Source organism: Pseudoalteromonas sp. MM1, from assembly GCF_030296835.1.
In the GTDB taxonomy this organism is placed as follows: Bacteria; Pseudomonadota; Gammaproteobacteria; order Enterobacterales; family Alteromonadaceae; genus Pseudoalteromonas.
This window is the reverse complement of sequence record NZ_AP027922.1, coordinates 44,622-68,381: the sequence shown is the minus strand read 5'-3', so window position 1 is coordinate 68,381 and position 23,760 is coordinate 44,622. Positions and strand designations below refer to the sequence as shown.

Below are 23,760 nucleotides of genomic sequence, written 5' to 3'. Positions count from 1 at the left end.
ACGCACACTAAAACGGCGCTTTATGCGCCGTTTTGTTTTTATGTTAGCTATTAACTTAGCAAATAACTAAGTGGTTCTTTGCCCCACGTAACAGCCAGTAGCACTAACAATCCAACAAAAATAGCCCACGCTAACCAAGGTGCCTTGGTGTTATCTATATTAGTTTGAGTGGCTTGTTCGCTGTTTGCCTGTTTACCGGTGATCATTGCTTTGACAAGTGGTTTTCCTTTTATTTTATACACAACAATGGCAGTAACATGCAGACAAATGGCATAAAATAAAATATCGAAATTAAGGCGGTGCAGCCAATTTGCAAAATCAACCGTTGAGCTCGACACATACTCAACCAAAGGCCCATCTGTCAAAATGCCATCACTGCTCATTAGCCCGGTCACTAACTGCACTATAATAAGTACAAAAAACAACAAAACCATGTAACTACCTGGCGCCGAATGACCCACCCCTTTACTGGGGTTTTTAAACTCTTTAAATACTGCTACTGGCGAGTGCAGTAACGCGCCAAATTTTGCCGTTTTACTGCCCACCAGCCCCCAAACTAAACGGGTCACTATTAATGCGATTGCAAAAAAGCCAGCCACAAAATGAAGCTCAATCATGCCCTCGTCAATGCTAAAGTAAAGCACAGCAATATTAATCACTAATAACCAATGAAAGCTTCTTATAAAGCCATCCCATACTTTTATACTTTGCATATAAATCCTCAACTTGTTGCCAGGCTCTGGTACATTATTTTGATACTAAAGCCATTATTCCAAAGTTTTACTAGCGCTGCATTAATGATATTACATAAAGCGCTATTTATGGCACACTAAACGCACAAACTTATTACTTACTTGTATTAATGAATATAACTAAACGCGCAGTATTAAAAGGGTTTTTTGATATGCTTCCGCTTTGCTTAGCGGTCGTACCTTGGGGAATTTTATGTGGCTCTTTAGCGATTCAAAATGGCTTTAGTGCCTTTGAAACACAAGCAATGTCATTACTTGTATTCGCCGGTTCTGCACAATTAGTTGCCATTGAACTAATGGCCGGTAACACCCCTTTACTGACTATTCTATTTACCACATTTATTATTAGCTCTCGGCATTTTTTATACGGTTTAGCCGTACGCCATAAAGTTATTTCACAGCCATTACGGTGGCGCTTACCAATAAGTTTTGTACTAACCGACGAGCTGTTTGCCTTTTCGCATCACCGCAAAGCCTATAAAACAAAAGCGCGCCTAATATACGCTTTAAGCGCGGGTTTTAGTTTTTATATTGCATGGAACCTGTGGACACTCATAGGCATAGTTGCAGGAAGTGTGCTCCCTGATTTAACAAATTTAGGGCTCGACTTTGCTATTGCAGCTACATTTATTGCGCTTGTGGTACCGGGCATAAAAAATTTAGCCTCACTGGTTACAGTGATTGTTGCGGGTATTAGCGCCACCGTTTTAAAAAGCACGGGATTTGAGTTGTGGTTGGTTTGTGCTGCTCTACTTGCAATGAGTGCAGGCTACTTTACTGCAAGGTTTATACAAAAAAAGGACAGCCCATTATGATGCTCACTATATTATTAATGGCGTGTATTACCTTTTTTACTCGTTACTTATTTTTACATCAACGCCTTGGTTTTAAAGTAGGCCCTAAAATGCAGCAGTTTTTAAGCTTTAGCGCACCCGCTGTACTAACCGCTATTTGGGTACCTATTATTTTTATAAATGAAGACGGACTAAACCTAAGCTGGCATAACCCTTACTTAAGCGCAGCTATCGTTGCCATTATTGTTGCCTATAAAACACATAATATTTATTACACAACGCTTGCTAGTATGGGGTTATTTTTAATTTTAAATTAGGGCGTGTTGACCTTTGGCGTTTGAATTTGCAGCAGTATGTTTGGTTTTTAGGCAAGGCAGAGCCTATGAAGTGTGGTTATTCCCCATAAATAGGCGATAACGTAGCATAAATGCCAAACATGCGCTGCCCTTTGGGTTCTGCCTAGGGGCGATAAACTCTTTGTTGCCTACATGGATGTAGGTAAGGGGCGTGAGCAGGACGCGGAAGCTTTGCTCGGTTTTTACTTAGCCCACTAGGTTACAAACCTCGCGCCGCGATTTGATCGCCCCTAGGTTGAACAAATTTCAATCCGCAAAGCTCAACACGCCCTAAATAACAGCCAACCCATTAGCAAAGAGGTGAACGCGGTATTAACAATGCCTAAACTTTATACTTTTAGTAACACGCTGTAGCGGGTAGAATGTAGCTAACAACAATAAAAAAGCACCCATCATGCATGAATTTCATCAATTAACGGCTACTGCGTTAGACGGAAAAATGATTAACTTTAGCGACTTTGAAGGCAAGGTTGTGCTTATTGTTAATACCGCAAGTGAATGTGGTTTTACAAAGCAATACGAGTCGCTACAAACTCTTCATAGTCAGTACGAAAAAAGCGGGTTGGTTATTATTGGTTTTCCATGTAACCAATTTGGCCAACAGGAACCTGGTGATGCTGCGCAAATACAGCAAGGCTGTTTAATAAATTATGGGGTAAGCTTTTTAATGGCCGCTAAGGTTAATGTAAACGGTCGTCACGCCCACCCTGTATTTAGGTATTTAAAATCGGCCTTACCCGGCTTTTTAACACGAAAAATAAAGTGGAACTTTACCAAGTTTTTAATCGCACCCGACGGTACGCCTATTAAACGTTATGCACCTTTTACAAAACCAGAAAAACTAGAAGCCACCATTCAACAAGCACTCGCTAAAAAGTAAGTACATAAAAGTAATAAAGAGGCATAAAGCCTCTTTATTGCCAATATTTAGCCTTCAAACATGCGTATACGCACATTCAAACCCTAAAACAGGCGCATTATTTTAACTAGCACAATTTAGTCTATGTAATCGTTTAAGTCGTCTTCACCTAGATTTTTACGCAAACGTTTTTGCTCAAGGTAATCTTCCAGCTTCTTTTTTACCTTTTGCTTTTTCTTGTCATGTTGATTACGCCCGACCATTTCGTACTCGTCTTCAACAAAATCATCATCTAGCGCATCGTAACTAAATGTCTTACCCACAACCCACTCCATAAAGTGTTTGAGACCAACTCAGGCTTGTGTCCTGTGATTGGCAGATTAAAAATGTTTAACGCTAAAATACGTACAAATTAGCGCCAAAATAAAGCCACGTGACTAATGTAAATAGTCTTCATGTCAATATTGTGAATAAATAGCGCTAAATTAAGAAAGTGGGAAGTGAGAGTTTTTTATCGTTTCGACAAATAAAATTTATCATTTATTTATTTTTAGTGTTTTTGACTAAAAAGTAGTTTATTTATTAAATCCACAAACTAGTTACATTACACGGAAATACATAAGCATTTGTTTTATAACACTAATAAAAAATGGCACCAAACTTGTTAATACCTAACTGTCATCAACAATTATTAGAGAATAAACATGAAAAATTTACTATTAGTAAGCGCTTTAATTTGTACACCTGCAGCAATGGCACATAGCGATAACAATGCTGGCATTTCGTTTAGCAACGAGCAGTGCAATGTAGAGTTTAAAAACGATGTACGCATTAAACCTAGCGAATTAGAAATTTTTACTGCATCTAATCAATTCATGCGCTTTAACAGCAATGGCAACTTAACTATAAATGGCGAGCAAGTATCCATTAATAGCGAACAACGCCAAGCGCTTACCCAATATTCAGACAACTTACGTACACAGCTGCCTGAGGTCGCGAATATTGCCCTAGAAGGAGTGAAAATAGCTGGTGTAGCATTAGAGGAAGTAGCCAACGCATTTAATATTGATGGCCTTGATGACTTATCTGGTCTCATGGACGATATAAGATTTGAAGTAGAAAACACATTTTATCAACAAGGTACGTTTGTAATGGGCCAGCAAAGCTTTAATCAGTTTGGTGAAAACTTTGAGCACCAATTTGAGGAGCAAATAGAAACCGTGGTTGAATCTGCCGTTATGCAATCAATGGGCAGTATTTTAGTTGCTTTAGGCTCTGAGCTGCTTGGTTCAGGTGGTGATATGGATGCATTTGAGCAACGCATGGAAAATATGGGCGCGCAAATAGAAGAAAAAGTAGAGCTGCATGCAAGTGCGCTTGAAAAGCGTGCCAACTTTTTATGCGACAGCTTTGCCAACATAGCACAGCAAGAAGAGCAATTAGTAGCGCAGTTACCCCAGCTAAAAGGCTACGAGTTATTTACCATAAAACAAAATTAATACACCGCACCGTATTTAACATCCCTTTAGCAGCACTTGTATATTAGGTGCTGCTTTTTTATTCTTTTAGCGTGTGAGCCAGCGCACCTAACGTGGTAATAGCCTGCTCTATTTTTTCGCTCCACTGCACCCCGTAACTTAGCCTAATACAGCTTTTATACTTATTACTTGCTGAAAAAATAAGTCCGGGGGTTATGCTAATACCAGCTTCTAACGCCAGTAAAAATAACTTTTGACTGTCTACCCCTTGGCCTAAATCAAGCCAAATAACACACCCACCTTTAGGGTCACTAATACGTGTATTTTTAGGCATCGCGTTTAATAAGCACCACCGCATGCGCTCTTTGTTATTACGTAAGCGTTGCCTAAGTACTTTTAAATTACGGTCATACTCACCACTGGCTATAAACTCAGAAAGCGTCCACTGATTTATAAGTGAGGCAGAGCAACTTAATGCACGCTTATGCCGGCGCGCTTGTCCAGCAAACTTGCCAGCTATTAACCAACCAACTCGATAACTTGGCGCAGCCGTTTTTGAAAACGAGGCGCAGCTGATCACAAGCCCCTTTTTTGAATACGCTAAAGCGGGCGTGCCACGCTTGGCAGTAAAGTGCAGATCACCGTACACATCATCTTCTATAAGAACAACATTATGTGACTCTATTAAGTCCACCATTTGCTTACGGCTTTCATCGCTCATAAAGCTGCCAACCGGGTTATTTATGGCGGTCGAAAACAAGCATGCTTTTATATCATGTTGTTCAAGCGCTTGAGCTAAGTCGTTAAGCCAAATACCATTGTCGGGGCATAGCGGAATTTCAAGCGCCTTTAATCCTAAGCTCTCTATTAGTTCAATAATGCCGTGATAACAGGGGGTTTCAATTGCAACCACATCGCCGGGCTTAGTAACACACTTAAGTGCGATAGCCAGCGCCTCTTGCGCGCCATTGGTGATCACCAGTTCATCTATATTTACACCAATACCAAAGCCTAAGTATCTATGCACTAATTGCTTTTTAAGCGCAGCAAAACCATCAATAGGACCATAATTAATAACACTCGCCCCAGCAATTGTCATAACCCGGCGCATAGTACGTGCTAAAGCTTTATCGGTAGGCGCGGCAGCAACGGGATTGGCAATACCAAAGGCAATTACATTAGGTTGATGAATAGCGCTGTATACCTGCTCTATTAATGCTTGTTTATTTACAGTGACAGGCTCGCGGCTTAGTTTTACACGCTTTGGCAAACTGTAAACCGTATTAAGCACCGTTAAAAAGTAGCCCGATTTTTCACGTGCCTCTACTACCCCTTGATCTTCTAACGCTTGATACGCTTGCTTAACCGTCGGAATGCTAATATTTAAATTACTGGCCATTTTACGAAGCGAAGGAAGCTTTTCCCCTGGTAGTAATACCTTTTGCGCTTGCATGTCTTTAATTAGCTCAATAACTTGTTGGTATAAAAACTCGGCTTTTTGCTTATTGGCAGCTGGCTGCATATCTCGCCTCAAATCTGTATAGGTTACATTTATACTTTTCTGTATATGGTAAGTATACAGATAGACTCTAAAATAACCACTCAATCGGTTTTTTTAGAGGTTTGCCATGAAAAGCGCAGCGCTATATCTCACAACAGTGTTAATTTGGGGCTCTACGTGGCTCGCGATTTCGTTTCAGCTAGGCGATATTGCTGTGGAGCTTTCTTTGTTTTATCGCTTTGCCATAGCAGCTGCATGTATGTGGCTATTTGTGGCCTACAAAAAGCCTAATATGCGATTTTCGTTAGTCGATCATGGCTTTTTTGCTTTATTGGCCATTTCTAACTTTGGCTTAAATTATTTGCTTTTGTATTGGGCACAAAACTACCTTTCATCGGCAATGGCCTCTATTGCATTTTCAATGTTGCTAATAATGAACATAGTCAACACCCGTTTATTTTTTGCAAAGCCCATTGCCAAACGTATTTACTGCGGCGCGTTAATCGGCGTGGTGGGTATTATTTGTCTGTTTTGGCCGCATTTACAGCAATTCGACTTGAGTAATGGGGCGTTGGTCGGGTTACTACTTGCCCTTGGGGGTACCTTTGTGGCTTCATTGGGCAATATGATTAGTGTACGTAATTCTAATCGTCAAATAGGTGTGCTGCAGGGTAACGCATGGGGCATGTTATATAGCGCAGTAGGTTTAGCCGTTTATGTATTAATAAATGGTATAACGGTCAGTTTTAGTGCCCCTACCAGCTATTGGCTGTCGCTATTGTATTTATCGGTTTTTGGCACTGTGATTGCGTTTGGCTGCTATTTTGCCTTGTTAAAAAACATTGGCCCCGAAAAAGCAAGCTACGCCATAGTGCTGTTTCCGTTAGTGGCCGTTGCATTAAGCAGCTTTTTTGAAGGCTTTGAATGGCATGCAAACACCTTTGCCGGCTTTAGTTTAGTACTACTGGGTAATGCAATTGTACTTACCCCCACAAAAAGAATTAACGCCTTTTTAGCAAGCCGCAGCGTTGCTAAAAATGGCTCCGTCCCCAGTTAGAGGCGTTTTTAACGCACTAACACAAAAGCGCCTACCCTACTGTAGGCGCTTTTTTATTGGTATATGGAAATTAATAGCCTGCTCATGAATAGCAATAACCGCAGGCGTGACACCGACTAGCTCGCCATCGGCCTCAATTAATAAATTTTTAGTGTTAATATGCGCCTGTTTGAGCTGGCTATAGGTAAGCTTTTTTAAAGTATGGTGGCGCTTAAAAATTAATTTAATAAAGCTATATAAATGATCAACAATACTACTCGCTTGCATTTGGTAGCAATCAAGCAGCCCATCATCAATTTTAGCCTTAGGTGCTATTTTTATACCACCGCCAAAATACTGAGAGTTCGCAAATACAGTTATTAAATTTTGATAGCTACATTGCTTATTTAAAAATACTCCATTTAGTGTGCTTGCTTTGTAAGTAAAGAGCGATTTAAAACTCGTCCACTTATAGCGCCAAGCTGACATGCTTTGTAAATGACCCAACTGCTTAATTACATGAGCATCAAAACCAACACCAGCCACATTAATAAAGTAACGAGTATTAATTTTACCTACATCAATTAAGTGTGTGGGGGCATTAAAAATAGCGTTTTGCCATTGTTTAGCTGAGCAATGAAAGCGACGCGCAAAATCATTGCCCGTACCACAAGGTAATATTGCCAAACTACATGCACTATTAATCACGCCATTAAGTGCCAAATTAAGCGTGCCATCGCCACCAATAGCCACTGCTATTTGGCTTTTTTGTGCATTCAATTTAACGTTTGCTAAGTCGTACTCAAAATTACCTGTCGTTTTAACCGTAATATAGAGAATATTTTTCTTCTGGCATGTTTTTTTAAGCCAATCGAGGTGTTCTGACACCACATTTTTTACGCTCGGCTTAACTATTATTAACAACTGCAAGTAATTTATCTCCTATTAGCCAGTACACCAGCATAAATAAGAATTAAGTTAAAATTAATTTATCTGAATAATTAATCATAAAAGTGCGTAAAAATTTACTAAAAACATTAACGAATACAAAAAGTGCTTATAAAACAAGTTAAAAATAGGTCCCCTAAGTTAAATAACTATGCAAAATGGGCACTTAGCAGTTTTAAACAAAAACAAAACAATGAAAATTCAGATAAAAATAACTAATAGCTAAGCCTTAGTTTATATTGTTGTATTTTTAAACAAAAAAGAGTCAAAATGCTCGCGATTTAAACACATACACCTTGGAGCAAAGACATGAACCCAATAAACACCTTAAACCAAAATGCTGCAGCCCACGTTGGCGTAAAACCAACTAACCGTAAAGCTAAAATGCTTGCTAAATTAAACCGTATGGGCAAAAAATTAGCATTAAACAGCGCCGCGCAATACAAATAATCAACTTTGTTATGATTATTAAGCAGGGGCAGTTAACAACTAACCACTATTGAAAGCGCTTCTTTAGCTCCCTTAGTTTACTGCCACCCTTTAATTTTTAGTTTAAATCCTTCTAATTTCCCTCAATTTACAAAAAAAGCTGCAATTACGCCTACTTTTTAAGCAAACAGTATATTTGCTATTTACACAAGGGTATCACCTAAGTATTATTCTGCGTCACGGAGAGATGGCAGAGTGGTCGAATGCACCGGTCTTGAAAACCGGCATAGGTTTGTAGCCTATCTAGGGTTCAAATCCCTATCTCTCCACCACTATTTAATTAATGGTATGAATAAACTACCGTTAATACAATCTGTTATGCGTTGGAGAGGTGTCCGAGTGGCCGAAGGAGCTCCCCTGCTAAGGGAGTATAGAGTTTGTAGCTCTATCGAGGGTTCGAATCCCTCCTTCTCCACCATTTCTTATTAAGAACCGCTTAGTTGCGGTTTTTTTGTGCCTAAAATTTAACAGCCAATGTATCCAAGGAGGGTGAGAACCCTTGCTAGGGTTCGATAAAATGTCTGGAACACTTTAAGCCGCCGTAGGCGTTGCGAAGCAATTAATTACATGGATGTAATTAAGCTAATCCCTGCTTCTCCACCATTTCTTATTAAAAACCGCTTAGTTGCGGTTTTTCTGTGCCTAAAATTTAACAGCCAATGTATCCAAGGAGAGTGAGAACCCTTGCTAGGGTTCGATAAAATGTCTGGAACACTTTAAGCCGCCGTAGGCGTTGCGAAGCAATTAATTACATGGATATAATTAAGCTAATCCCTCCTTCTCCACCATTTCTTATTAAAAGTGTGGGAATCAAAACACGTTGAATACACTAGGTAGTTACGGCATTATTAATAGCAACTCCAATAACGTAAGTTTAATTATGTTTCGTTTAATTACACCTTTAATAGGCCTTGTGGCTTTAAGTACACACGCAGCCCAAGACATTACGGTTTATAAATGCACAATTAAAGGAGTCGCTACATTTAGCCAAACGCCCTGTGCTGACAATGCAGAAGTAATTAAGCTAAAGCAGCCACTAGTTGCCGATAAGTACGGCAATAATGCCAACTCACCTGCAATGCCTGGAGCCTCTGTAGATAACTACATTGAGATTAAAAAAATTGACCGTGAAATTAAACGCCACCAGCTTACTATCAAAAATTATAAAGAAGACTTAGCCGACGCCAAACAACAAGCCAGCTATGTTACTCAAGATCAAGCTAATAGAATGGGCGCCGAATCAATAGCCGATGCGATAGCCACTAAAACTACGGCGATTCAAAACCGCTATAACGCATTAATTAGCGCTGTAGAGCAACAAATTTCTATTTTGCAGCAAAAAAAACAGCAGCTAAGCACACAACCTTAACTGCCAAATAAGCAATTTGCACACTGTGCAATAGTGCACTTTTTTACAACATATATTAAAAAATACCGCAAATAACATACTGTTCGCTATACTCATATTTAAAATTAAGTACTTTTAAAAAGTCAGGGAGCTATGTGAAAAATTTTAACTCAAAATATCATTCAGTTATCTTTTACATAATTTTTTCATTAGCGTACTTTTTAATTGGTATTTCACTCACTAAACTCGCCTTTAATACGCAAATTATCCCGGTATGGTTGCCCGCAGGCATTGCCTTAGTCGGATGCTATATGTGGTGGTGGCGCTTCACTCCAGCGCTCTTTGTAGCGGCCTTTGCTTTTAACTTTAATATTTTTGACAGTACAGCTCACGATATGGTGTTGGTGGGCAACACTTTTAGCCAAGCAATGTGTATTGCTATTGGCATTGTGTTGCAGGCAATGGTAGGCGCAGCCCTACTCAAGTATTGGTTAGGGCACCCGCTGTATTTTAAGAAACGTGCAAGTATCATTTATTTTATTTTTATTGTCGGCATTGCTGTTAGTTTAATTTCAGCAAATTTTGGGGTCTTCGCGCTGAGCCAATTTAACCCCGCGTACGATATTAAAGATCATTGGCAAAATGTTTTATTTTGGTGGTTAGGAGACTCATTAGGCGTTATTATTGCTACGCCTCTACTGTTGGTGCTTACTCAATTTAAAGGGCAAAATAGGCCTGTCTCGCCGCTGCCTACGTTAGCGGTGTGTAGTATTTTATTTGTATCTGTTGCTGTAACAACTCAGCTTTATAACCAAGAAAACAGACAAAATACCATTAAAGTAGCCGAACGAGAAATTAAGGTTATTGAAAACAGCTTATATCGCTATATCAACCAAAGTTTAATAGCGGTGCAAAGCTTAGCCAGCCAAGTGCAATCTAATCCAGATTTAAACCAACAAGATTTTTATACCTATGCCAGCGAGCTATTGGCACAGCATTCGTTTATTAAAGCGCTTTCGTGGAATCAAAAAATAGCCCAAAGTGAGCGAGCTTCGTTTACTCAAGAAGTTGCTGATATATATCACCTAGACTTTGAAATTGTAGGGGAGCCACTTGAACCTGACGATCCTATGGTTATCGTTAAATATATTGCCCCTTTTAATGGTAACCAAAAGGCGGTTGGTTTTAATGTGTATTCAAATCCAGATCGAAAAGCATCACTAGTTAACCCTGCAATTAGATATCAGCCAGTCAGTACTAAAATTATCCAGTTAGTGCAAACATCTGAGCCTGAGCCTGCCTACTTATTATTTGCACCTGTGTACGAACAACAACAGCAAAAAGCGATTATAAAGGGGTACGCAACAGGTGTGTTTTTAGTAAGTAATATTATTGAGCAAGCAATTAACGAGCAACAATCGGAAATGTTTTCTATTGCGCTCTATGAGGAGGTAAATAAACCTGCCTTTTATAGTAATTATGGTAAAAACTTAAATATTGCTCAGGGTAGCCGCATTATGAAACTAAAGCTTAACTTTGGAGGACAAACCTGGAATGCACATTTAGCCCTAAAAGAAAAATACCTTGCCCCACATAATAACCAATTGACACTGTTTTTAATGGCCTTGCAGTTAGTTGTTAGTGCGTTAATTTTAATTGTTTTACTGCTTTTTAATCAGCAGCAGATCGCCCTTACCCGCAAAGTCGCAGAGCGTACTCACTCCCTTGCGCAAGCAAAAAAGCAATCAGATTTAGCCAATCAAGCTAAAAGTCGATTTTTAGCTAATATGAGCCATGAAATACGTACGCCATTAAATGCAGTTATTGGCTTTTCATCACTAGCGCGTAAAGAAGATAACACGCAGACTCTTATTGGTTACTTAGACAAAATAAATTCTTCGTCTAAAAGCTTACTAAATCTGATTAACGATATACTCGATATTTCGAAAATTGAATCTCATAAGCTCAAACTCGAAAGCACAGCGTTCGACCTAGGCACAATTATAAAGCGCATTAACACAATGTTTGAGGCAAGTGCAGCCAACAAAGGCATTGGCTGGCAAGTTACAAGCCATCTTCCGGTAGATACTTGGTATATAGGCGACCCTTTACGCTTTGAACAAATTGTTCTAAACCTTTGCAGTAACGCTATAAAATTTACGGAGCAAGGGAAAGTTGATATAGACTTTGCCGGAGAGTTTATTAGTACAGACAGGGTAAAAATAACCGTAACCGTTACAGATACAGGTATCGGTATAAAACCTACTCAGCAGTCTAAGCTATTTAGCGCCTTTACCCAAGCCGACGACTCAACATCAAGGCGATATGGAGGGACAGGTCTGGGCCTTACTGTGGTCAAAGAGCTCAGTAAGTTAATGGGCGGTAACGTCACATTACAAAGTGAGCCAAACGTAGGTTCTACGTTTAAATTTGACGTTGAGCTTCGCACCAGCCCAGTACAAGAACCAGCCGAGCTCGTATACTCGGGCATTAAATTGGCAGCCTTAAAAGTGCTAGTAGCAGAAGACAACTCTGTAAATCAAATGGTTATTAAAGCCATGCTAGGCTCATTGGGTATTGTTGCGCATATGGTAGAAAATGGCGAAGCGGCAGTAGATATAGTAAAAGAGCAACACTTTGACTTAATTTTAATGGACTGCCAAATGCCTGTAATGGATGGTTACAGAGCCACAGCACTCATTAGGCAATTTAAAAGTGAGCAAGAGCTGCCTATTATTGCGCTGACCGCCGATGTTATGCCTGAGGATAAAGCCCACGCTCTAGCTGTTGGCTTTAATCAGCATCTTGCAAAACCGCTAGATCTAGTTAGGCTAACCGCGTGCTTAGTGCAATACGCTGAAACTGAAGAGCATTAGAACAACAATGCATTAAATAAATGCGCTTGTGTTAACTTTAGTTTAAAACGTCACCACCCACTATAATACAGCCCAAGGTAAGCAGTAATGGCAACTTTTACCCACCAATGGTTTAGTGATATTAACCAAATAGACGTACACGAATGGACGCGTTTATTTGGTAATGAACCCTTTACCCGCCATGCATTTTTATATGCATTAGAACACAGCCACTGTGTAAACAACGAGACTGGGTGGCAGCCTAAGCACTTAGCGGTTTATGAAGGTGGCGAATTAGTCGCACTGGCACCTGGGTATTTAAAAAGCCACTCTTACGGAGAATATGTATTTGATTGGGCATGGGCAGAAGCCTTTGAACAACACGGGTTAGCCTATTACCCTAAATGGCTATGTGGTGTACCTTTTAGCCCCATTGAAGGTCAGCGCATTGCCATTGCACATAAGGATACACAAAGCGTATACGAGTACATAAAAAGGCAATTAAACTTAACGAGTGTGGAGCAAGGATGGTCTGGCTGGCATGTTAACTTTTGTCCAAAGATGCAGGCTCAAGCACTGTGTACTGACGATATAATGCAGCACGTAGGCGTTCAGTTTCAGTGGTTTAATAAGGACTTTAAAACCTTTGACGATTTTTTGAATACACTCACCGCACGCAAACGAAAAACGCTAAAAAAAGAGCGTGCTAAAATAGCCCAGCAAAATATTACCATTGAATGGCTACAAGGCTCGCACCTAAGTCCTGAAACAATGCAGCTATTTTGTGAGTTTTATCAGCGTACTTATTTAAAACGCTCAGGGCATTTAGGGTACTTAAATATTGAGTTTTTTGCTTTATTACAGGCGTTAATGGGCGATCAGCTAATTATTATGCTTGCCAAAAAAGACAACAAAATAGTGGCGGCAACGCTAAGCTTACAAGGTGAGAACACCTTGTATGGCCGCTATTGGGGCGCCAGCGAAGAAATAGATTCCCTTCATTTTGAGCTGTGTTACTACCAAGGGATTGAATTTGCGATTAAGCATAACTTACATTGCTTTCACTCAGGCGCCCAAGGCGAGCATAAAATACCTCGTGGGTTTGAGCCTGTTTTTACCTACTCATGCCACTATATTGTTGAACCCGACTTTAGAGCAGCAATAAACGACTACCTAAACAGAGAACAACAACATATGGCAATTTATAAAGCGCAGTGCGCTGATTTACTGCCGTTTAAAAACCAATAACTGATTGTTAGCTGGCATGGCTGTATCACTGATGAGCTTAAGCCCAGCGTGCTTTGCTAATTGCTCTATGGCCTCAAAATCGCGAATACCGCTAAGTGAATCACGCTGCGTTAAAAAGCGATCGAACTCTTTATTACTTGTACTTGTAAACTGCCCTTGATATTTGAAAGGGCCATAAATACACACTACACCTTTGTTTGCTAAGTGCGTTGCAACCCCTTTAAAAAATTGCTCAACCAACTGCCAACTTACAATATGAAATGTATTTGCTGTGTAAATGGCATCCACATTATTTACCGGCCATGCATAATTTAAATCAAGCTCAAGAGGGGCGTGCAAATTAGTTAAATTTGCCTCTTTATGCCATAAATTTATGCCCTCATGGTTTATACGGCGATCACTTGTATACCACTGTAAATGCGGTAATTTCTCAGCAAAATATACGCTGTGCTGCCCCGTACCTGAGCCTACTTCAAGTACCGTTTTTGTTTTATTAAAAGCCGTTTTAAGCACCTCTAAAATAGGGCCCTTATTGTTTTCACACGCTTGTGAGAAAGGTTTATTCATAATTTGCACCAATAGTGAAACTTATTGCACAACATTAACGCAAAAAAATGACACTAAACAATTAAAGTTTTATAGATAATTTATAAAAGTAAGTTAATTCATAGCACTATAACAAAATTAATACGATGGTATGTATTATGCTTTAACTTATTCAACCCTAAGTAGGGTGTATTACCAATATTAAATACGAGGATAAAATTATGCATACTCCCCCTTACACCGCTGTAGACGCCGTTGTCTCAGTGACAGAAAAAAGCACCGAAAAGCCAAGTAGCACTTGTGATAGTAGAGCCACTGTAATCGACTTACTTTCTCACTGTAACCAAAATCAACAGGCGCTAAAAAAACATGAAACAGACCAAATATTCATTCTTGGCTATAATTGATACTCAATTAAACGCTGCAAATAATTTTTATAATAACTGTTTACACTGAAACCGATTAAATGTAATGATAACTATTATCGTTAACTTGAATCGGTTTTTTTATGTCTCCCTTTCAGGCATTACAGCCTTATCATCATGAACTTGCTTGTAACTGCTTACGTCCAGGCTTACACGCACCTATGGTGGTAGCCCACTACATAGAAACCGCTTTAAACGTTGCTAAAAGCTTTGAAAAACAGCGTAACCCCTTACTACAAGAGTTATATTTATTACGCACTTACCATGAAATTATCAATAGAATGTGCGACCCTCTAATACACAATGCCATTCGTAAGCAATGCCTTGAGCAATTATATAAACCCTTATTGGCATTAAAACGCTTTTACTATGCACATAACGATACTGAAAAATTTTTAAAACTTGAGCGCGAAGCTCGCGTACTCAGTCACGAATTTAACCCTTTTTAAGGAGCGACTTATGAGCAATTTTAGAACCGAATCGGACAGTATGGGTGAATTACAGGTCCCTAGTGATGCGCTATACCAAGCGCAAACCCAGCGTGCAGTTAACAACTTTGCTATTAGCGGCTTAACTATGCCAAAACAGTTTGTAACAGCCCTTGCATACATTAAACAAGCAGCAGCACAAAGTAACTTTGAGCTAAATCACTTAAGTAAAAGTAAAGCCAACGCTATTGAGCAAGCATGCCAACAAATTATTGATGGCGAGCATTACGAGCACTTCCCTGTTGATATTTTCCAAACAGGTTCGGGCACCAGCTCTAACATGAACGCCAATGAAGTTATCGCAACGCTTGCAACTCGCATTGGTAATGAGCTTATTCACCCCAACGATGATGTAAATATGGGGCAAAGCTCTAACGATGTAGTGCCGACAGCCATAGCGCTTAGTAGTGCAATTAACGTAGTTTATGAATTACTGCCATCACTTGAAAAACTCTCGCAGAGCTTAGAGCAAAAAAAAGCAGACGTGGGCAAAATAGTTAAAACAGGACGTACGCATTTAATGGATGCTATGCCCGTTACGTTTGAGCAAACACTCAGCGCGTGGCAGTCACAAGTAAATAATGCAGCCTCTGGCATTCGCCATAGCTTAGAGCGAGTGTGCGAGCTTGCCCAAGGCGGGACAGCTGTTGGTACCGGTATTAATGCCGATGGCGAATTTGCCTCAAAATTTGCTAAAAACTTAAGCGCAAATGTGGGTATAAGTTTTAAACCAAGCAGTAACTTTTTTTACAACATTGGCTCACAAGATGCCATTGTAGCGCTCTCAGGCCAGTTAAAAGTACTCGCTGTAGCACAAATGAAAATAGCCAACGACCTACGCTGGATGAATTCAGGCCCACTTGCTGGGCTTGGTGAAATAGAGCTTGAAGCACTGCAACCTGGCTCATCGATTATGCCAGGCAAAGTAAACCCGGTGATCCCAGAAGCGGCAGCCATGGTAAGCGCTCAAGTTATAGGTAACGATGCAACCATCACTGTAGCAGGCCAAGCGGGTAATTTTGAGCTAAACGTAATGCTACCGGTTATTGCACATAATATTTTACAAAGCATTGAGCTACTTGCTAATAGCGCACAAGCATTGGCAGATAAAGCCATTGCAAGTTTTAAAGTAAACCAAACCAATATTGATAAAGCACTGGCCAAAAATCCAATTTTAGTGACTGCGCTTAATCCGGTGATCGGCTACGAAAAAGCAGCCAAAATAGCGAAGCAAGCCTACAAAGAAGCTCGCCCAATAATTGATGTAGCAGAGCAAGAAACCGACCTTTCACGCAGTGAATTAGAAAAACTCCTTAACCCCACTAAACTTACCCAAGGCGGTTTATAAAGGTAAATCTAAACGGCTTTAATTACTTGATAATATAGTTTTTATTGCCGTTAAAAATGCACCGTGTATGATAGTGATGAATAATTCATCACTATCAAGGTTTGTTATGCGTACTCCACTGTTAGCCCTACTTTTACCACTTTGTTTAACTGCATGCCTCGAAACAACATCGCAAGATGCACCCACTAATTCGGTGAACGAGCTTAAAGAAGTACCGCATAAAGATGTACCTCAACAAACCAGCAGTGAAAACAAGCACAAGAACCCTACTGATGCATCTCAACCAATAAAAGCCTTTGAAAAAGAAGTATCACTTAACGACATTAAAACCGCAAAAAGCGAACTTAATACGCTCATTGCCAATACACAGTGTGATACATCGGCACAATGTAGAGTTATGCCGGTAGGAAGCAAAGCTTGTGGCGGGCCAAGTAATTATATTGTTTACTCAACAAAAGCAGCTAAAGAGGGGCAAGTCAGTTCGCTTGCTAAGCAAATAACAACGCTTGAAAAAACCTACAACACACAAAATGAAATGATGAGCACATGCCAGCATTTAACTTCGCCAAGCACGCAGTGTGTTGAAAATAAATGTGTTAAACTTGAAGGCTCAGCGGTAAGTGTATTTTAAGGACAAGGTTATGAGTTGTTTACCATCAGCAATTAAATTATCAATTGTGAGTGTTGCCACCAGCGCTATGCTATTACTTAGCGGCTGTGCAAGCACATCATCAGGTACTGAGAAAAATCAGAATTTGTCTGACTTGAACTACGATCTTAATAACATTGTGAGTGATAATAGTTGCACCGCAAGCTTTCAATGTAAGGTACTCGAAGTCGGTGCACGAGCATGTGGTGGACCAAGTAAGTATATTGTGTATTCAACACTTAACACCTCGCAAGAGTATGCTGAAGAAGTGGCACACAAAATTACACAGCAGCAAGAAGCGCAAAACAAAGCGCAAGGTTTAACCGATTGCTCACCCGTGCTTGAAGTACAAACCCTGTGTATTAATCAGCAATGCCAAGCGTTTGATATAAAATAGCTTTACACTATTAAACCTTAAATTAAGCGTTAATTTAATAACGGAATTAGCGCTGATAAAACCACTACTAACACCACGCAAATTCCTGCTTTAACAATGTATTTCATTGGCATTTCTTTTTTTACCCAGTACGCATAAATAAAGCGCACAAAATAGCTGGCTGCGGTGCCAAACAAAGCAAATATAATAAGGTAGGTAATTAGTATAATATTCAAAGCAGTACTTCTTTATAGTTATTAGTATAAGGGCTTAATACAAAGAACGTGAAATCACTGTTTTTATCGAGCCCACGCTCTAAAAAAGATTAATTTTCCAGAGCGTTGATTCACTATTTAGCTTTTTTTGTATGAGTAATTAAAAGCTCGGCAACTTGCTGTTTTACAGCTCGCTTATCGTCACTTTGGACATTAAACCGTGTTGCTAATTGGGCTATTTCATCATCGTTTAAATTAAACGATAGGCGTTGACGTGTTTTTTTAGACTTTACATCTAATCCTAAAATTTTACGGATCATATCTGAGGGCGTCAGCTCTTGGTCAATCGCCTGCTTTTTTATCGACTTTTGTACTTCGCTGCTTAAATCAAATGCCATTTGCGTGGCACGCACGGCTTGCTCTTGACGTAACCACTTGTCTTTAGCATCACTCACTTCGCATCTCCTGGAAATAAGTCGACTATATCGGTAATTGGGCGTGTTAACGTTAGTGACACTTCAGTCTCACCGCCATCCCATATTTCAATATTTAAGCCATGCCCTTCGTCCGGCGACGCTAAACAAATCATTTCACAAGGTTCGCCACCTTCTTGCTCATAGCGCGGTAACGACTGGCCACGAAAATCTTTGTTATGGAAATAACACACATAAGGCGATTCACTTTGCTGATAGCTTTTAGCTAAAAACTGCATAAACTGCTCTGGCGTATTTTGCACCTGTATATGGGTTAACGACTCTTCATCAAAAATACGTGCAAATTCGTCTAGCCCAAATATTTGCTCTACGTCATCACGCTGAATTTTTATTGAAAAATTAGCCCATTGCTCGCCATCATCTTGCTCAATTTGTAAAAATACTACCTGACCGCTGTTCGTCTCTAGCACAAACTCAGTATCACTACTGTGCTGATATTGATAGGTTTGAATATCAATAACACGCAGCGTTTGCCCTTTTAACCACGACGGGTACGCAAATGAATCGATAACGGTAAACATATCGCCCTTTTTAAGCTCACTTGCATGGTTAAGCTGACGTTCTGGCTCTTTTTTTGATTTGAAAAAATTAAACATAATGAGGCATCCCTTAAGCAAAAAAGGTAACTAAGCTATGCTTAATTACCTTTTATAAATAATGTACTAACAATTAGCCGTTTTGCTTGGCTTTAATGCGCGCTAAAATATCAGCGCTTTTTGGGCTTGTATCGCCAATGCCTGCTTCAGCCATTTTTGCTTTTAAGTCATCGCCGTTTGCATCTGCTTCAAGCTCTTTTGCCGCACCTAATTGGTCGCTACGATCTTGCTGGCGCTGTTTAATACGTTCAAGCGACTGACGAGCCGAGGTCATAGACGAGCTATTAGTATTAAGCGTGCTGTTAACAGCCATTGTTGCTTGCTGTACGCTTTCTGTGGTTTTAACCATAGTAAGCTGGCGTTGGTTTTCTTTAATCGACTTTTCAGCGTCTTTAACTTGCTGCTTAAGCGTTACAATGTGATTGCTGAAACCTGCTAATACTTGCTCGTTTTCAGCTTTTTCAGCTTCAAAGTCGCCAATTTTTTCTGCAATTTCTAAAGCTAGGGCTTCGTTACCTTTTTCAAGTGCTTGGCCAGCATACGCTTCGTGCTCAGCAATTGATGCATCTACCGCGCTAATTTTGCGCTTAGTTTGCATTTCTTTAGCCATTACTTCTGTAAGGCTTTTTTTAGCACGATTAAGTGCATTTTGCGCATCTGCTATTTCTTGTTCAAAAATACGAATACCGTTTGCATCTACAATTGCTTCACCCGCTTCACGCGCACCGCCACGTACTGCTGTAAATAATTTTTTTAATATACTCATAATCTTAACTCCACTAACTAGTTACTAATCGTTTAAATACAAGGTCACGGCTTCTAGTGCGTCAATAGCGTTGTCTGCTAGTGTCACTAGTTCGTGGGTAATATCATCTAATGATGAATTTACCGACAGTGCACCAAAAATCGCGTATTTGTTATCGATTTTAGCAAATGCACTCAGTGGAATTGGCACGTTTAAACGTAGTAGTGTTTCGTTTAACTCGTTGCTTAATTCACTTTTTACTTCATCTTCGCCAAACAAGTAGCTAATACATAACAACTGCTCTTGTGTTTGCGTTACAAAAATTGGAAGTTCATCGTTTCCATCAACTATGACTTGTAAAACATCTTGCTCACCAGGGTTGGCAATCAAGAAAGACTCAAAGTTAGCGCCTTCTGTTTCAAAAGAAGCTAATTTTATTGAAAGTTCATTTAATTCCATGTCTCTGCCTTTTTGCTGTTTGACATATTATGTCTGAGTTAAGATTCGCACGGTCGACATATTATGTCAACCATGTTTTATTAATTTTTATACAATTCGCTTTCTATCTGCCACGCATTACGGTAGTAATCATATAGCTGACCTGAACCTAACCTATTGACCTCAATACTTTTAACTTGTTCAAAATACTGGTTAGGAAATACAAAACTGGCTAATAAATATTCTTTACTTACCCACCTTGATGGCACCGGCATTTCGCTTACATTTTTAATTCGCCCACTGGCTGGTTGACCCATTTTAGTGGCAATAGTCCACCCCCACTGTCCAAACGAAGGAATATTTTGCTGATACTGCTCAACATAATCAAAACCTGCCGCTTTTACCGTTTTAGCAATACTTAAAAATGCTTTTTTGGCATGATAAGGCGAGGTTGATTGCACTGCCATTGCGCCATCAGGGGCTAACAATTGACGCACATGGTTATAAAAATAGTCGCTGTACATTTTGTTTAAATCGGGGTGATTAGGGTCTGGCAAGTCGATTAAAATAGTGTCAAATTGCTTACCTTGATCAAGCAGCTTTTCAATCTCTAAAAACGCATCTCCCACAATAATATTGGCTCTCGAATCTAACATCGATTGCTTATTTAGCGCTAATAACCGCTTACTTATAGACTCAGGTGCTGTAAAATCACCGTCTTTATGGCCAAATAGATTAAGCAGCTGTGCATCTAAATCAATTAACGTTACCTTGCTCACTGGCCACTTTAAAACATCTCTAAGGGCAAGCCCGTCGCCACCACCAATAATTAATACGTTATCATGCCGGTTTGATGCGAGCATTGCCGGATACACCAGCATTGAATGATATATTTGCTCATCAATACTTGAGAACTGCAAGCGCCCATTTAAATACAAGTCGGTAATAGGCACAGGCTGGTTTTTGCTTAAGCGCTCAGTTAATACTACATGCTGGTATTTAGTTGCTTGTGAGTAAATAACTTTATCTTTGTAAAGCACATTACTTAAGCTGTTCATCCAGCTACTTCCCATCACTAAAATAAACCCAAACAATGCCAGTAATACTATATGACAAACTAAAAGTGCCTTAGCAAAGCGCACATGAGTATGGTAGCGCCATAAAAAGGCGAGCCCTGCCAATATATTAAAAAGCGCTGTCCACGCTGCAGCTTGCATTATAGGCATCGCCAGCATAATGCTTACCCAAATAGCCGCACCAATACCGGCGCCAATATAATCGGCACCATAAATGGTGCCTGCATTGTTTTCTAAAAAGCGCCCGTACACATGTTGGCGAATACGCGCAATAAGCGGTATTTCCATCCCAATAAACAAACCCAGTACTAAACCAAACACATAAGGTAAAAAGCGTGACCACTCTTGCAGCTTTTGAAATACATAGCCGTTAAGCACAACATCTGGCGGTAAATTAAAAATACTAGAAAATAAATGAGGCAGTGAGTAACTTACAGCAATTACACCGGCTATTGCCAAAATACAGCCCATACCAATCAGGGCAATAATACTTTCCAGCCAAGCAAAGGCGGTAAAAGCATCTTTAAACCAACGGGCTAAAAATGCGCCTAAGCCCATGGCAACTATCATGGTGCCAATCATGGCATAAATAGCACTTTCTACAGAGCCCAGTACTCGCCCTGCGTAATGCGAAAGTAAGTATTCATAAATAAGGCCGCACCCAGCGAGTACGGCCATAACAGTGATTAGTAAAATATCGTGCCCAAGTAAACGTGATTTACTTGGGCTAGTTGTAGTTGATGACACTGATTATGCGCCTAGTAAAGTTGCCATAGTAATACCTACAGCGAACGACACTGCAGCAGAAATAGCACCTACACCCACATTTTTCTGACGGTTAACTTCATCTGAAATATCACAACCTGATAAAATTATTTTGATGGTGATTAAATGCAAAATGATGAATGCCACTAAACTTGTAATCGCACTAATAGCCCAGTAAAGCAGGCTAGCATTAATGTTATCGGCCGCATACGGTGCAATACCCGATGCTGCTGTAATAGCTAAGGCACTGCCCACTAAAAAGCCTGCGTAGCGTATACCTACAGCTAAATTGCCATCAATAATAGCTTGCTGTAAACAATCACCGCTCTTATTGGTACGCTTAAATAACTGTACGCGGTATTGGCTTACAAGCAGTAGTGCAACACTGCCAATAATAAAAGCAGCAATAACGATAGGCAGCCCGTGCCAGCCCTCTGTTGCTACCCATAAAAGTGCAGAGCGAATCACAATAGCCACACTCACTACATGACCAAAGTCGATAATAGAGGCCGTTACATTACCTTTTACAATTTCGTCGTGCAGGCTGACTTTACGAAGCGCAACCTTATCTTGAAAAAAGTGGCCTAATTTAATCAGGATAATGGCTAATACACCATAGCCTAGCATTTGCAGGGCTTCTTGTTGTAAAGACGCAGCAAACGCGCCACTACTCACACCCGTTAGTACAATGGCAAGAGCAACTAAGCCTGCCGCAAAGCTAATACCAAACGCAAAGTTATCGCGCTCTGTTATTTCATCATTCGCATGTAAATTTGAAACCCAACCTTTAATATATTTTAGGCTTACAAATAACAACACTATAATTGCAAAATCAATCGCCAAAGCTTGTAGCGACCACATAGTTATTCCATTAAATTCGTACATATTTCTAACTCCAACTTATTCTTTACTTACCACGGCTCACGCCACGAGAGGTTCTGCTACCGCTATTGCGTATCGATCCAGAGCTATTGCTGTAGCTACTAGAACGTGAGTAACTGCTGCGGCTTTTAGGCGGCGTATAGCTACTACGGCTTAAGCCCGAAGCCCCCGTTTTTTTGCTCGCATAAGGGCTAGTAAACTGTTTGCCTTGGCGTTGGTACGATTGACGCGTACGTGTTTCTAACGCACTTTGCGTTTTAATTTGTTTAGGACTTGAATAGCGGTAACGGCCGTAGTCGTTGTAATAGCTGTACTTACGACGGCTGCTCCAACGTCCATATTCAACACGGTCAAATACATCGCCTAAAATACGGTACATCCCATACCACTGCCAAAAACTAATACCACTACTATTAGTTTGCCAGTTTCCGTAATTAGGGTTGCCTACCAGCTGATTACCTTCACCTGCGCCCTCCGCTTCTTTGCTAATAGCACCAACACGCGCAAGGCTGCCTTTAGACATATCGGCTAGCATATTAATCGGGTCAGTTAACGCATCAGAAAACAACGTAGGCTTAGCCGCCTCACGTAGTAAGTCAATACTGTGTAGCGTGTCTTCGTAGGGAGGAATTAAATAAGTGCCTTTAATATCTTTAAGTCGTTGTGTTAAACCACTGTAAAGTGCACCTTGCCTTGTAGCATCAAGGGTAATTACATCAACAACCTGACTAAGTTCTGGCTGTTGCTGTTTAAGGAGTTTGCCATATTCTTTAAGCAATACAGCATTACGTATCGTGCCATTATCAAGCGCAGTACCAAGCTGTGAAAGCTCAACATCTGCCTTTTTAATAGACTCTTGAATTGTTTGTTGTAGTTGCTCTTCTTTAGATTGACAACCCATAAGCACTGCAAGCAAACAAAACAGGCTCATAAGTTTCCAAGCTTTTATATTCGACATTCATGTCACCTGATTTAATAAATAACCGCATTAGTCTTACACAGGTCACTTATTAAGCCAAGAATGAAATTGCAACAAAGTAAGTCTGCCTAAAA

Annotated in this window: 27 protein-coding genes and 2 tRNA genes; 16 read left to right on the top strand and 13 right to left on the bottom strand. The window is 40.1% G+C overall.

What is annotated here, in order from left to right:
* Positions 1 to 50 precede the first annotated feature (50 nt).
* Positions 51 to 713 carry a cytochrome b/b6 domain-containing protein gene (locus QUE46_RS00350; RefSeq protein WP_286245736.1) on the bottom strand — a complete coding sequence of 221 codons (663 nt, stop codon included), beginning with the start codon at positions 711 to 713 and terminating at the stop codon, positions 51 to 53.
* A 149-nt stretch (positions 714 to 862) separates the two neighbouring features.
* Here QUE46_RS00350 and QUE46_RS00345 point away from each other — a divergent pair, with 149 nt between their 5' ends.
* The 3 genes from QUE46_RS00345 to QUE46_RS00335 all read left to right on the top strand — a co-directional run bounded on the left by QUE46_RS00345 (position 863) and on the right by QUE46_RS00335 (position 2,782).
* A complete protein-coding gene (locus QUE46_RS00345; RefSeq protein ID WP_286245735.1) occupies positions 863 to 1,567 on the top strand; it encodes an AzlC family ABC transporter permease in 705 nt (234 codons plus the stop codon).
* Positions 1,564 to 1,863, top strand: a complete 300-nt coding sequence (locus QUE46_RS00340) for an AzlD domain-containing protein (protein ID WP_286245734.1) — start codon at positions 1,564 to 1,566, stop codon at positions 1,861 to 1,863. The genes QUE46_RS00345 and QUE46_RS00340 overlap by 4 nt, the downstream gene beginning before the upstream one ends.
* A 433-nt stretch (positions 1,864 to 2,296) precedes the next feature.
* Positions 2,297 to 2,782, top strand: coding sequence for a glutathione peroxidase (locus QUE46_RS00335; protein WP_286245733.1), 486 nt, complete (start codon positions 2,297 to 2,299; stop codon positions 2,780 to 2,782).
* 116 nt (positions 2,783 to 2,898) lie between these two features.
* Here QUE46_RS00335 and QUE46_RS00330 read toward each other — a convergent pair whose 3' ends face one another.
* Entirely contained in the window at positions 2,899 to 3,084 is a 186-nt protein-coding gene (locus tag QUE46_RS00330; protein WP_004589020.1) for a PA3496 family putative envelope integrity protein, read from the bottom strand.
* A gap of 381 nt (positions 3,085 to 3,465) precedes the next feature.
* On the opposite strand from QUE46_RS00330, the gene QUE46_RS00325 reads away from it, so the two are divergent.
* Positions 3,466 to 4,260, top strand: coding sequence for a YggN family protein (locus tag QUE46_RS00325; RefSeq protein WP_286245732.1), 795 nt, complete (start codon positions 3,466 to 3,468; stop codon positions 4,258 to 4,260).
* A 58-nt stretch (positions 4,261 to 4,318) separates the two neighbouring features.
* On the opposite strand, the gene QUE46_RS00320 is transcribed toward QUE46_RS00325, so the two are convergent.
* The gene (locus QUE46_RS00320) at positions 4,319 to 5,761 is read right to left on the bottom strand and encodes a PLP-dependent aminotransferase family protein (protein ID WP_286245731.1); all 1,443 of its coding nucleotides are present in this window, start codon (positions 5,759 to 5,761) and stop codon (positions 4,319 to 4,321) included.
* 106 nt (positions 5,762 to 5,867) lie between these two features.
* Between QUE46_RS00320 and QUE46_RS00315 the strand changes: the two genes are divergently transcribed.
* Complete coding sequence (locus tag QUE46_RS00315; protein WP_248444119.1) at positions 5,868 to 6,797, top strand: DMT family transporter; 930 nt, start codon at positions 5,868 to 5,870, stop codon at positions 6,795 to 6,797.
* A gap of 36 nt (positions 6,798 to 6,833) precedes the next feature.
* Here QUE46_RS00315 and QUE46_RS00310 read toward each other — a convergent pair whose 3' ends face one another.
* Positions 6,834 to 7,706, bottom strand: a complete 873-nt coding sequence (locus QUE46_RS00310) for a diacylglycerol kinase family protein (protein WP_286245730.1) — start codon at positions 7,704 to 7,706, stop codon at positions 6,834 to 6,836.
* A 327-nt stretch (positions 7,707 to 8,033) separates the two neighbouring features.
* On the opposite strand from QUE46_RS00310, the gene QUE46_RS00305 reads away from it, so the two are divergent.
* The 6 genes from QUE46_RS00305 to QUE46_RS00280 all read left to right on the top strand — a co-directional run bounded on the left by QUE46_RS00305 (position 8,034) and on the right by QUE46_RS00280 (position 13,664).
* Positions 8,034 to 8,174, top strand: a complete 141-nt coding sequence (locus tag QUE46_RS00305; RefSeq protein ID WP_004589025.1) for a hypothetical protein — start codon at positions 8,034 to 8,036, stop codon at positions 8,172 to 8,174.
* A gap of 220 nt (positions 8,175 to 8,394) precedes the next feature.
* Positions 8,395 to 8,485: transfer RNA gene (locus QUE46_RS00300), tRNA-Ser, on the top strand.
* Between the two features lie 53 nt (positions 8,486 to 8,538).
* Positions 8,539 to 8,631: transfer RNA gene (locus QUE46_RS00295), tRNA-Ser, on the top strand.
* A gap of 462 nt (positions 8,632 to 9,093) precedes the next feature.
* Positions 9,094 to 9,582, top strand: a complete 489-nt coding sequence (locus QUE46_RS00290) for an RNA-binding protein (protein WP_286245729.1) — start codon at positions 9,094 to 9,096, stop codon at positions 9,580 to 9,582.
* 134 nt (positions 9,583 to 9,716) lie between these two features.
* The gene (locus tag QUE46_RS00285; protein ID WP_286245728.1) at positions 9,717 to 12,437 is read left to right on the top strand and encodes a CHASE domain-containing protein; all 2,721 of its coding nucleotides are present in this window, start codon (positions 9,717 to 9,719) and stop codon (positions 12,435 to 12,437) included.
* 87 nt (positions 12,438 to 12,524) lie between these two features.
* Positions 12,525 to 13,664, top strand: coding sequence for a GNAT family N-acetyltransferase (locus tag QUE46_RS00280; RefSeq protein WP_286245727.1), 1,140 nt, complete (start codon positions 12,525 to 12,527; stop codon positions 13,662 to 13,664).
* Here the strand turns inward: QUE46_RS00280 and QUE46_RS00275 are convergent.
* Positions 13,641 to 14,231, bottom strand: coding sequence for a DUF938 domain-containing protein (locus tag QUE46_RS00275; protein ID WP_286245726.1), 591 nt, complete (start codon positions 14,229 to 14,231; stop codon positions 13,641 to 13,643). The two genes, QUE46_RS00280 and QUE46_RS00275, sit on opposite strands and share 24 nt — an antisense overlap.
* A 200-nt stretch (positions 14,232 to 14,431) precedes the next feature.
* Here QUE46_RS00275 and QUE46_RS00270 point away from each other — a divergent pair, with 200 nt between their 5' ends.
* The 5 genes from QUE46_RS00270 (at position 14,432) to QUE46_RS00250 (ending at position 17,517) form a co-directional block, all read left to right on the top strand.
* Positions 14,432 to 14,617 (top strand): hypothetical protein, encoded by a 186-nt coding sequence (locus QUE46_RS00270; RefSeq protein WP_004589148.1) that lies wholly within the window; start codon positions 14,432 to 14,434, stop codon positions 14,615 to 14,617.
* A gap of 101 nt (positions 14,618 to 14,718) precedes the next feature.
* Positions 14,719 to 15,084 carry a hypothetical protein gene (locus QUE46_RS00265; protein WP_286245725.1) on the top strand — a complete coding sequence of 122 codons (366 nt, stop codon included), beginning with the start codon at positions 14,719 to 14,721 and terminating at the stop codon, positions 15,082 to 15,084.
* Positions 15,085 to 15,094: 10 nt separating this feature from the next.
* The gene (locus QUE46_RS00260; protein WP_286245724.1) at positions 15,095 to 16,471 is read left to right on the top strand and encodes a lyase family protein; all 1,377 of its coding nucleotides are present in this window, start codon (positions 15,095 to 15,097) and stop codon (positions 16,469 to 16,471) included.
* Positions 16,472 to 16,538: 67 nt separating this feature from the next.
* The gene (locus QUE46_RS00255) at positions 16,539 to 17,102 is read left to right on the top strand and encodes a hypothetical protein (protein ID WP_374761387.1); all 564 of its coding nucleotides are present in this window, start codon (positions 16,539 to 16,541) and stop codon (positions 17,100 to 17,102) included.
* Positions 17,103 to 17,112: 10 nt separating this feature from the next.
* Positions 17,113 to 17,517: a hypothetical protein gene (locus tag QUE46_RS00250; RefSeq protein WP_286245722.1), complete on the top strand. Its 405-nt coding sequence runs from the start codon at positions 17,113 to 17,115 to the stop codon at positions 17,515 to 17,517.
* Positions 17,518 to 17,546: 29 nt separating this feature from the next.
* Here QUE46_RS00250 and QUE46_RS00245 read toward each other — a convergent pair whose 3' ends face one another.
* The 8 genes from QUE46_RS00245 to QUE46_RS00210 form a co-directional block, all read right to left on the bottom strand.
* Entirely contained in the window at positions 17,547 to 17,732 is a 186-nt protein-coding gene (locus QUE46_RS00245; RefSeq protein ID WP_286245721.1) for a hypothetical protein, read from the bottom strand.
* Between the two features lie 113 nt (positions 17,733 to 17,845).
* Positions 17,846 to 18,166 carry a hypothetical protein gene (locus QUE46_RS00240; RefSeq protein WP_286245720.1) on the bottom strand — a complete coding sequence of 107 codons (321 nt, stop codon included), beginning with the start codon at positions 18,164 to 18,166 and terminating at the stop codon, positions 17,846 to 17,848.
* Entirely contained in the window at positions 18,163 to 18,801 is a 639-nt protein-coding gene (locus QUE46_RS00235; protein WP_286245719.1) for a DUF4178 domain-containing protein, read from the bottom strand. Before QUE46_RS00235 ends, QUE46_RS00240 begins: the two co-directional genes overlap by 4 nt.
* A 73-nt stretch (positions 18,802 to 18,874) precedes the next feature.
* Complete coding sequence (locus tag QUE46_RS00230) at positions 18,875 to 19,567, bottom strand: PspA/IM30 family protein (RefSeq protein WP_286245718.1); 693 nt, start codon at positions 19,565 to 19,567, stop codon at positions 18,875 to 18,877.
* 24 nt (positions 19,568 to 19,591) lie between these two features.
* Positions 19,592 to 20,005: a YjfI family protein gene (locus QUE46_RS00225; protein ID WP_286245717.1), complete on the bottom strand. Its 414-nt coding sequence runs from the start codon at positions 20,003 to 20,005 to the stop codon at positions 19,592 to 19,594.
* Positions 20,006 to 20,085: 80 nt separating this feature from the next.
* A complete protein-coding gene (locus tag QUE46_RS00220) occupies positions 20,086 to 21,807 on the bottom strand; it encodes a polyamine aminopropyltransferase (protein WP_286245716.1) in 1,722 nt (573 codons plus the stop codon).
* 3 nt (positions 21,808 to 21,810) lie between these two features.
* On the bottom strand, positions 21,811 to 22,710 hold the full coding sequence (locus tag QUE46_RS00215) for a DUF350 domain-containing protein (RefSeq protein ID WP_286245715.1): 900 nt from the start codon (positions 22,708 to 22,710) through the stop codon (positions 21,811 to 21,813).
* A 22-nt stretch (positions 22,711 to 22,732) separates the two neighbouring features.
* Entirely contained in the window at positions 22,733 to 23,665 is a 933-nt protein-coding gene (locus tag QUE46_RS00210; RefSeq protein ID WP_286245714.1) for a CHAD domain-containing protein, read from the bottom strand.
* Positions 23,666 to 23,760: the final 95 nt, after the last annotated feature.

Bases quoted from the DNA above. Each gene is read 5' to 3' on its own strand.
- QUE46_RS00270 (WP_004589148.1), top strand. From the start codon at position 14,432: ATGCATACTCCCCCTTACACCGCTGTAGACGCCGTTGTCTCAGTGACA.
- QUE46_RS00255 (WP_374761387.1), top strand. From the start codon at position 16,539: ATGATAGTGATGAATAATTCATCACTATCAAGGTTTGTTATGCGTACT.
- QUE46_RS00230 (WP_286245718.1), bottom strand. From the start codon at position 19,567: ATGAGTATATTAAAAAAATTATTTACAGCAGTACGTGGCGGTGCGCGT.
- QUE46_RS00325 (WP_286245732.1), top strand. From the start codon at position 3,466: ATGAAAAATTTACTATTAGTAAGCGCTTTAATTTGTACACCTGCAGCA.
- QUE46_RS00250 (WP_286245722.1), top strand. From the start codon at position 17,113: ATGAGTTGTTTACCATCAGCAATTAAATTATCAATTGTGAGTGTTGCC.
- QUE46_RS00315 (WP_248444119.1), top strand. From the start codon at position 5,868: ATGAAAAGCGCAGCGCTATATCTCACAACAGTGTTAATTTGGGGCTCT.
- QUE46_RS00260 (WP_286245724.1), top strand. From the start codon at position 15,095: ATGAGCAATTTTAGAACCGAATCGGACAGTATGGGTGAATTACAGGTC.
- QUE46_RS00340 (WP_286245734.1), top strand. From the start codon at position 1,564: ATGATGCTCACTATATTATTAATGGCGTGTATTACCTTTTTTACTCGT.
- QUE46_RS00265 (WP_286245725.1), top strand. From the start codon at position 14,719: ATGTCTCCCTTTCAGGCATTACAGCCTTATCATCATGAACTTGCTTGT.
- QUE46_RS00275 (WP_286245726.1), bottom strand. From the start codon at position 14,231: ATGAATAAACCTTTCTCACAAGCGTGTGAAAACAATAAGGGCCCTATT.
- QUE46_RS00290 (WP_286245729.1), top strand. From the start codon at position 9,094: ATGTTTCGTTTAATTACACCTTTAATAGGCCTTGTGGCTTTAAGTACA.
- QUE46_RS00335 (WP_286245733.1), top strand. From the start codon at position 2,297: ATGCATGAATTTCATCAATTAACGGCTACTGCGTTAGACGGAAAAATG.
- QUE46_RS00345 (WP_286245735.1), top strand. From the start codon at position 863: ATGAATATAACTAAACGCGCAGTATTAAAAGGGTTTTTTGATATGCTT.
- QUE46_RS00215 (WP_286245715.1), bottom strand. From the start codon at position 22,710: ATGTACGAATTTAATGGAATAACTATGTGGTCGCTACAAGCTTTGGCG.
- QUE46_RS00235 (WP_286245719.1), bottom strand. From the start codon at position 18,801: ATGTTTAATTTTTTCAAATCAAAAAAAGAGCCAGAACGTCAGCTTAAC.
- QUE46_RS00210 (WP_286245714.1), bottom strand. From the start codon at position 23,665: ATGTCGAATATAAAAGCTTGGAAACTTATGAGCCTGTTTTGTTTGCTT.
- QUE46_RS00305 (WP_004589025.1), top strand. From the start codon at position 8,034: ATGAACCCAATAAACACCTTAAACCAAAATGCTGCAGCCCACGTTGGC.
- QUE46_RS00350 (WP_286245736.1), bottom strand. From the start codon at position 713: ATGCAAAGTATAAAAGTATGGGATGGCTTTATAAGAAGCTTTCATTGG.
- QUE46_RS00280 (WP_286245727.1), top strand. From the start codon at position 12,525: ATGGCAACTTTTACCCACCAATGGTTTAGTGATATTAACCAAATAGAC.
- QUE46_RS00225 (WP_286245717.1), bottom strand. From the start codon at position 20,005: ATGGAATTAAATGAACTTTCAATAAAATTAGCTTCTTTTGAAACAGAA.
- QUE46_RS00320 (WP_286245731.1), bottom strand. From the start codon at position 5,761: ATGCAGCCAGCTGCCAATAAGCAAAAAGCCGAGTTTTTATACCAACAA.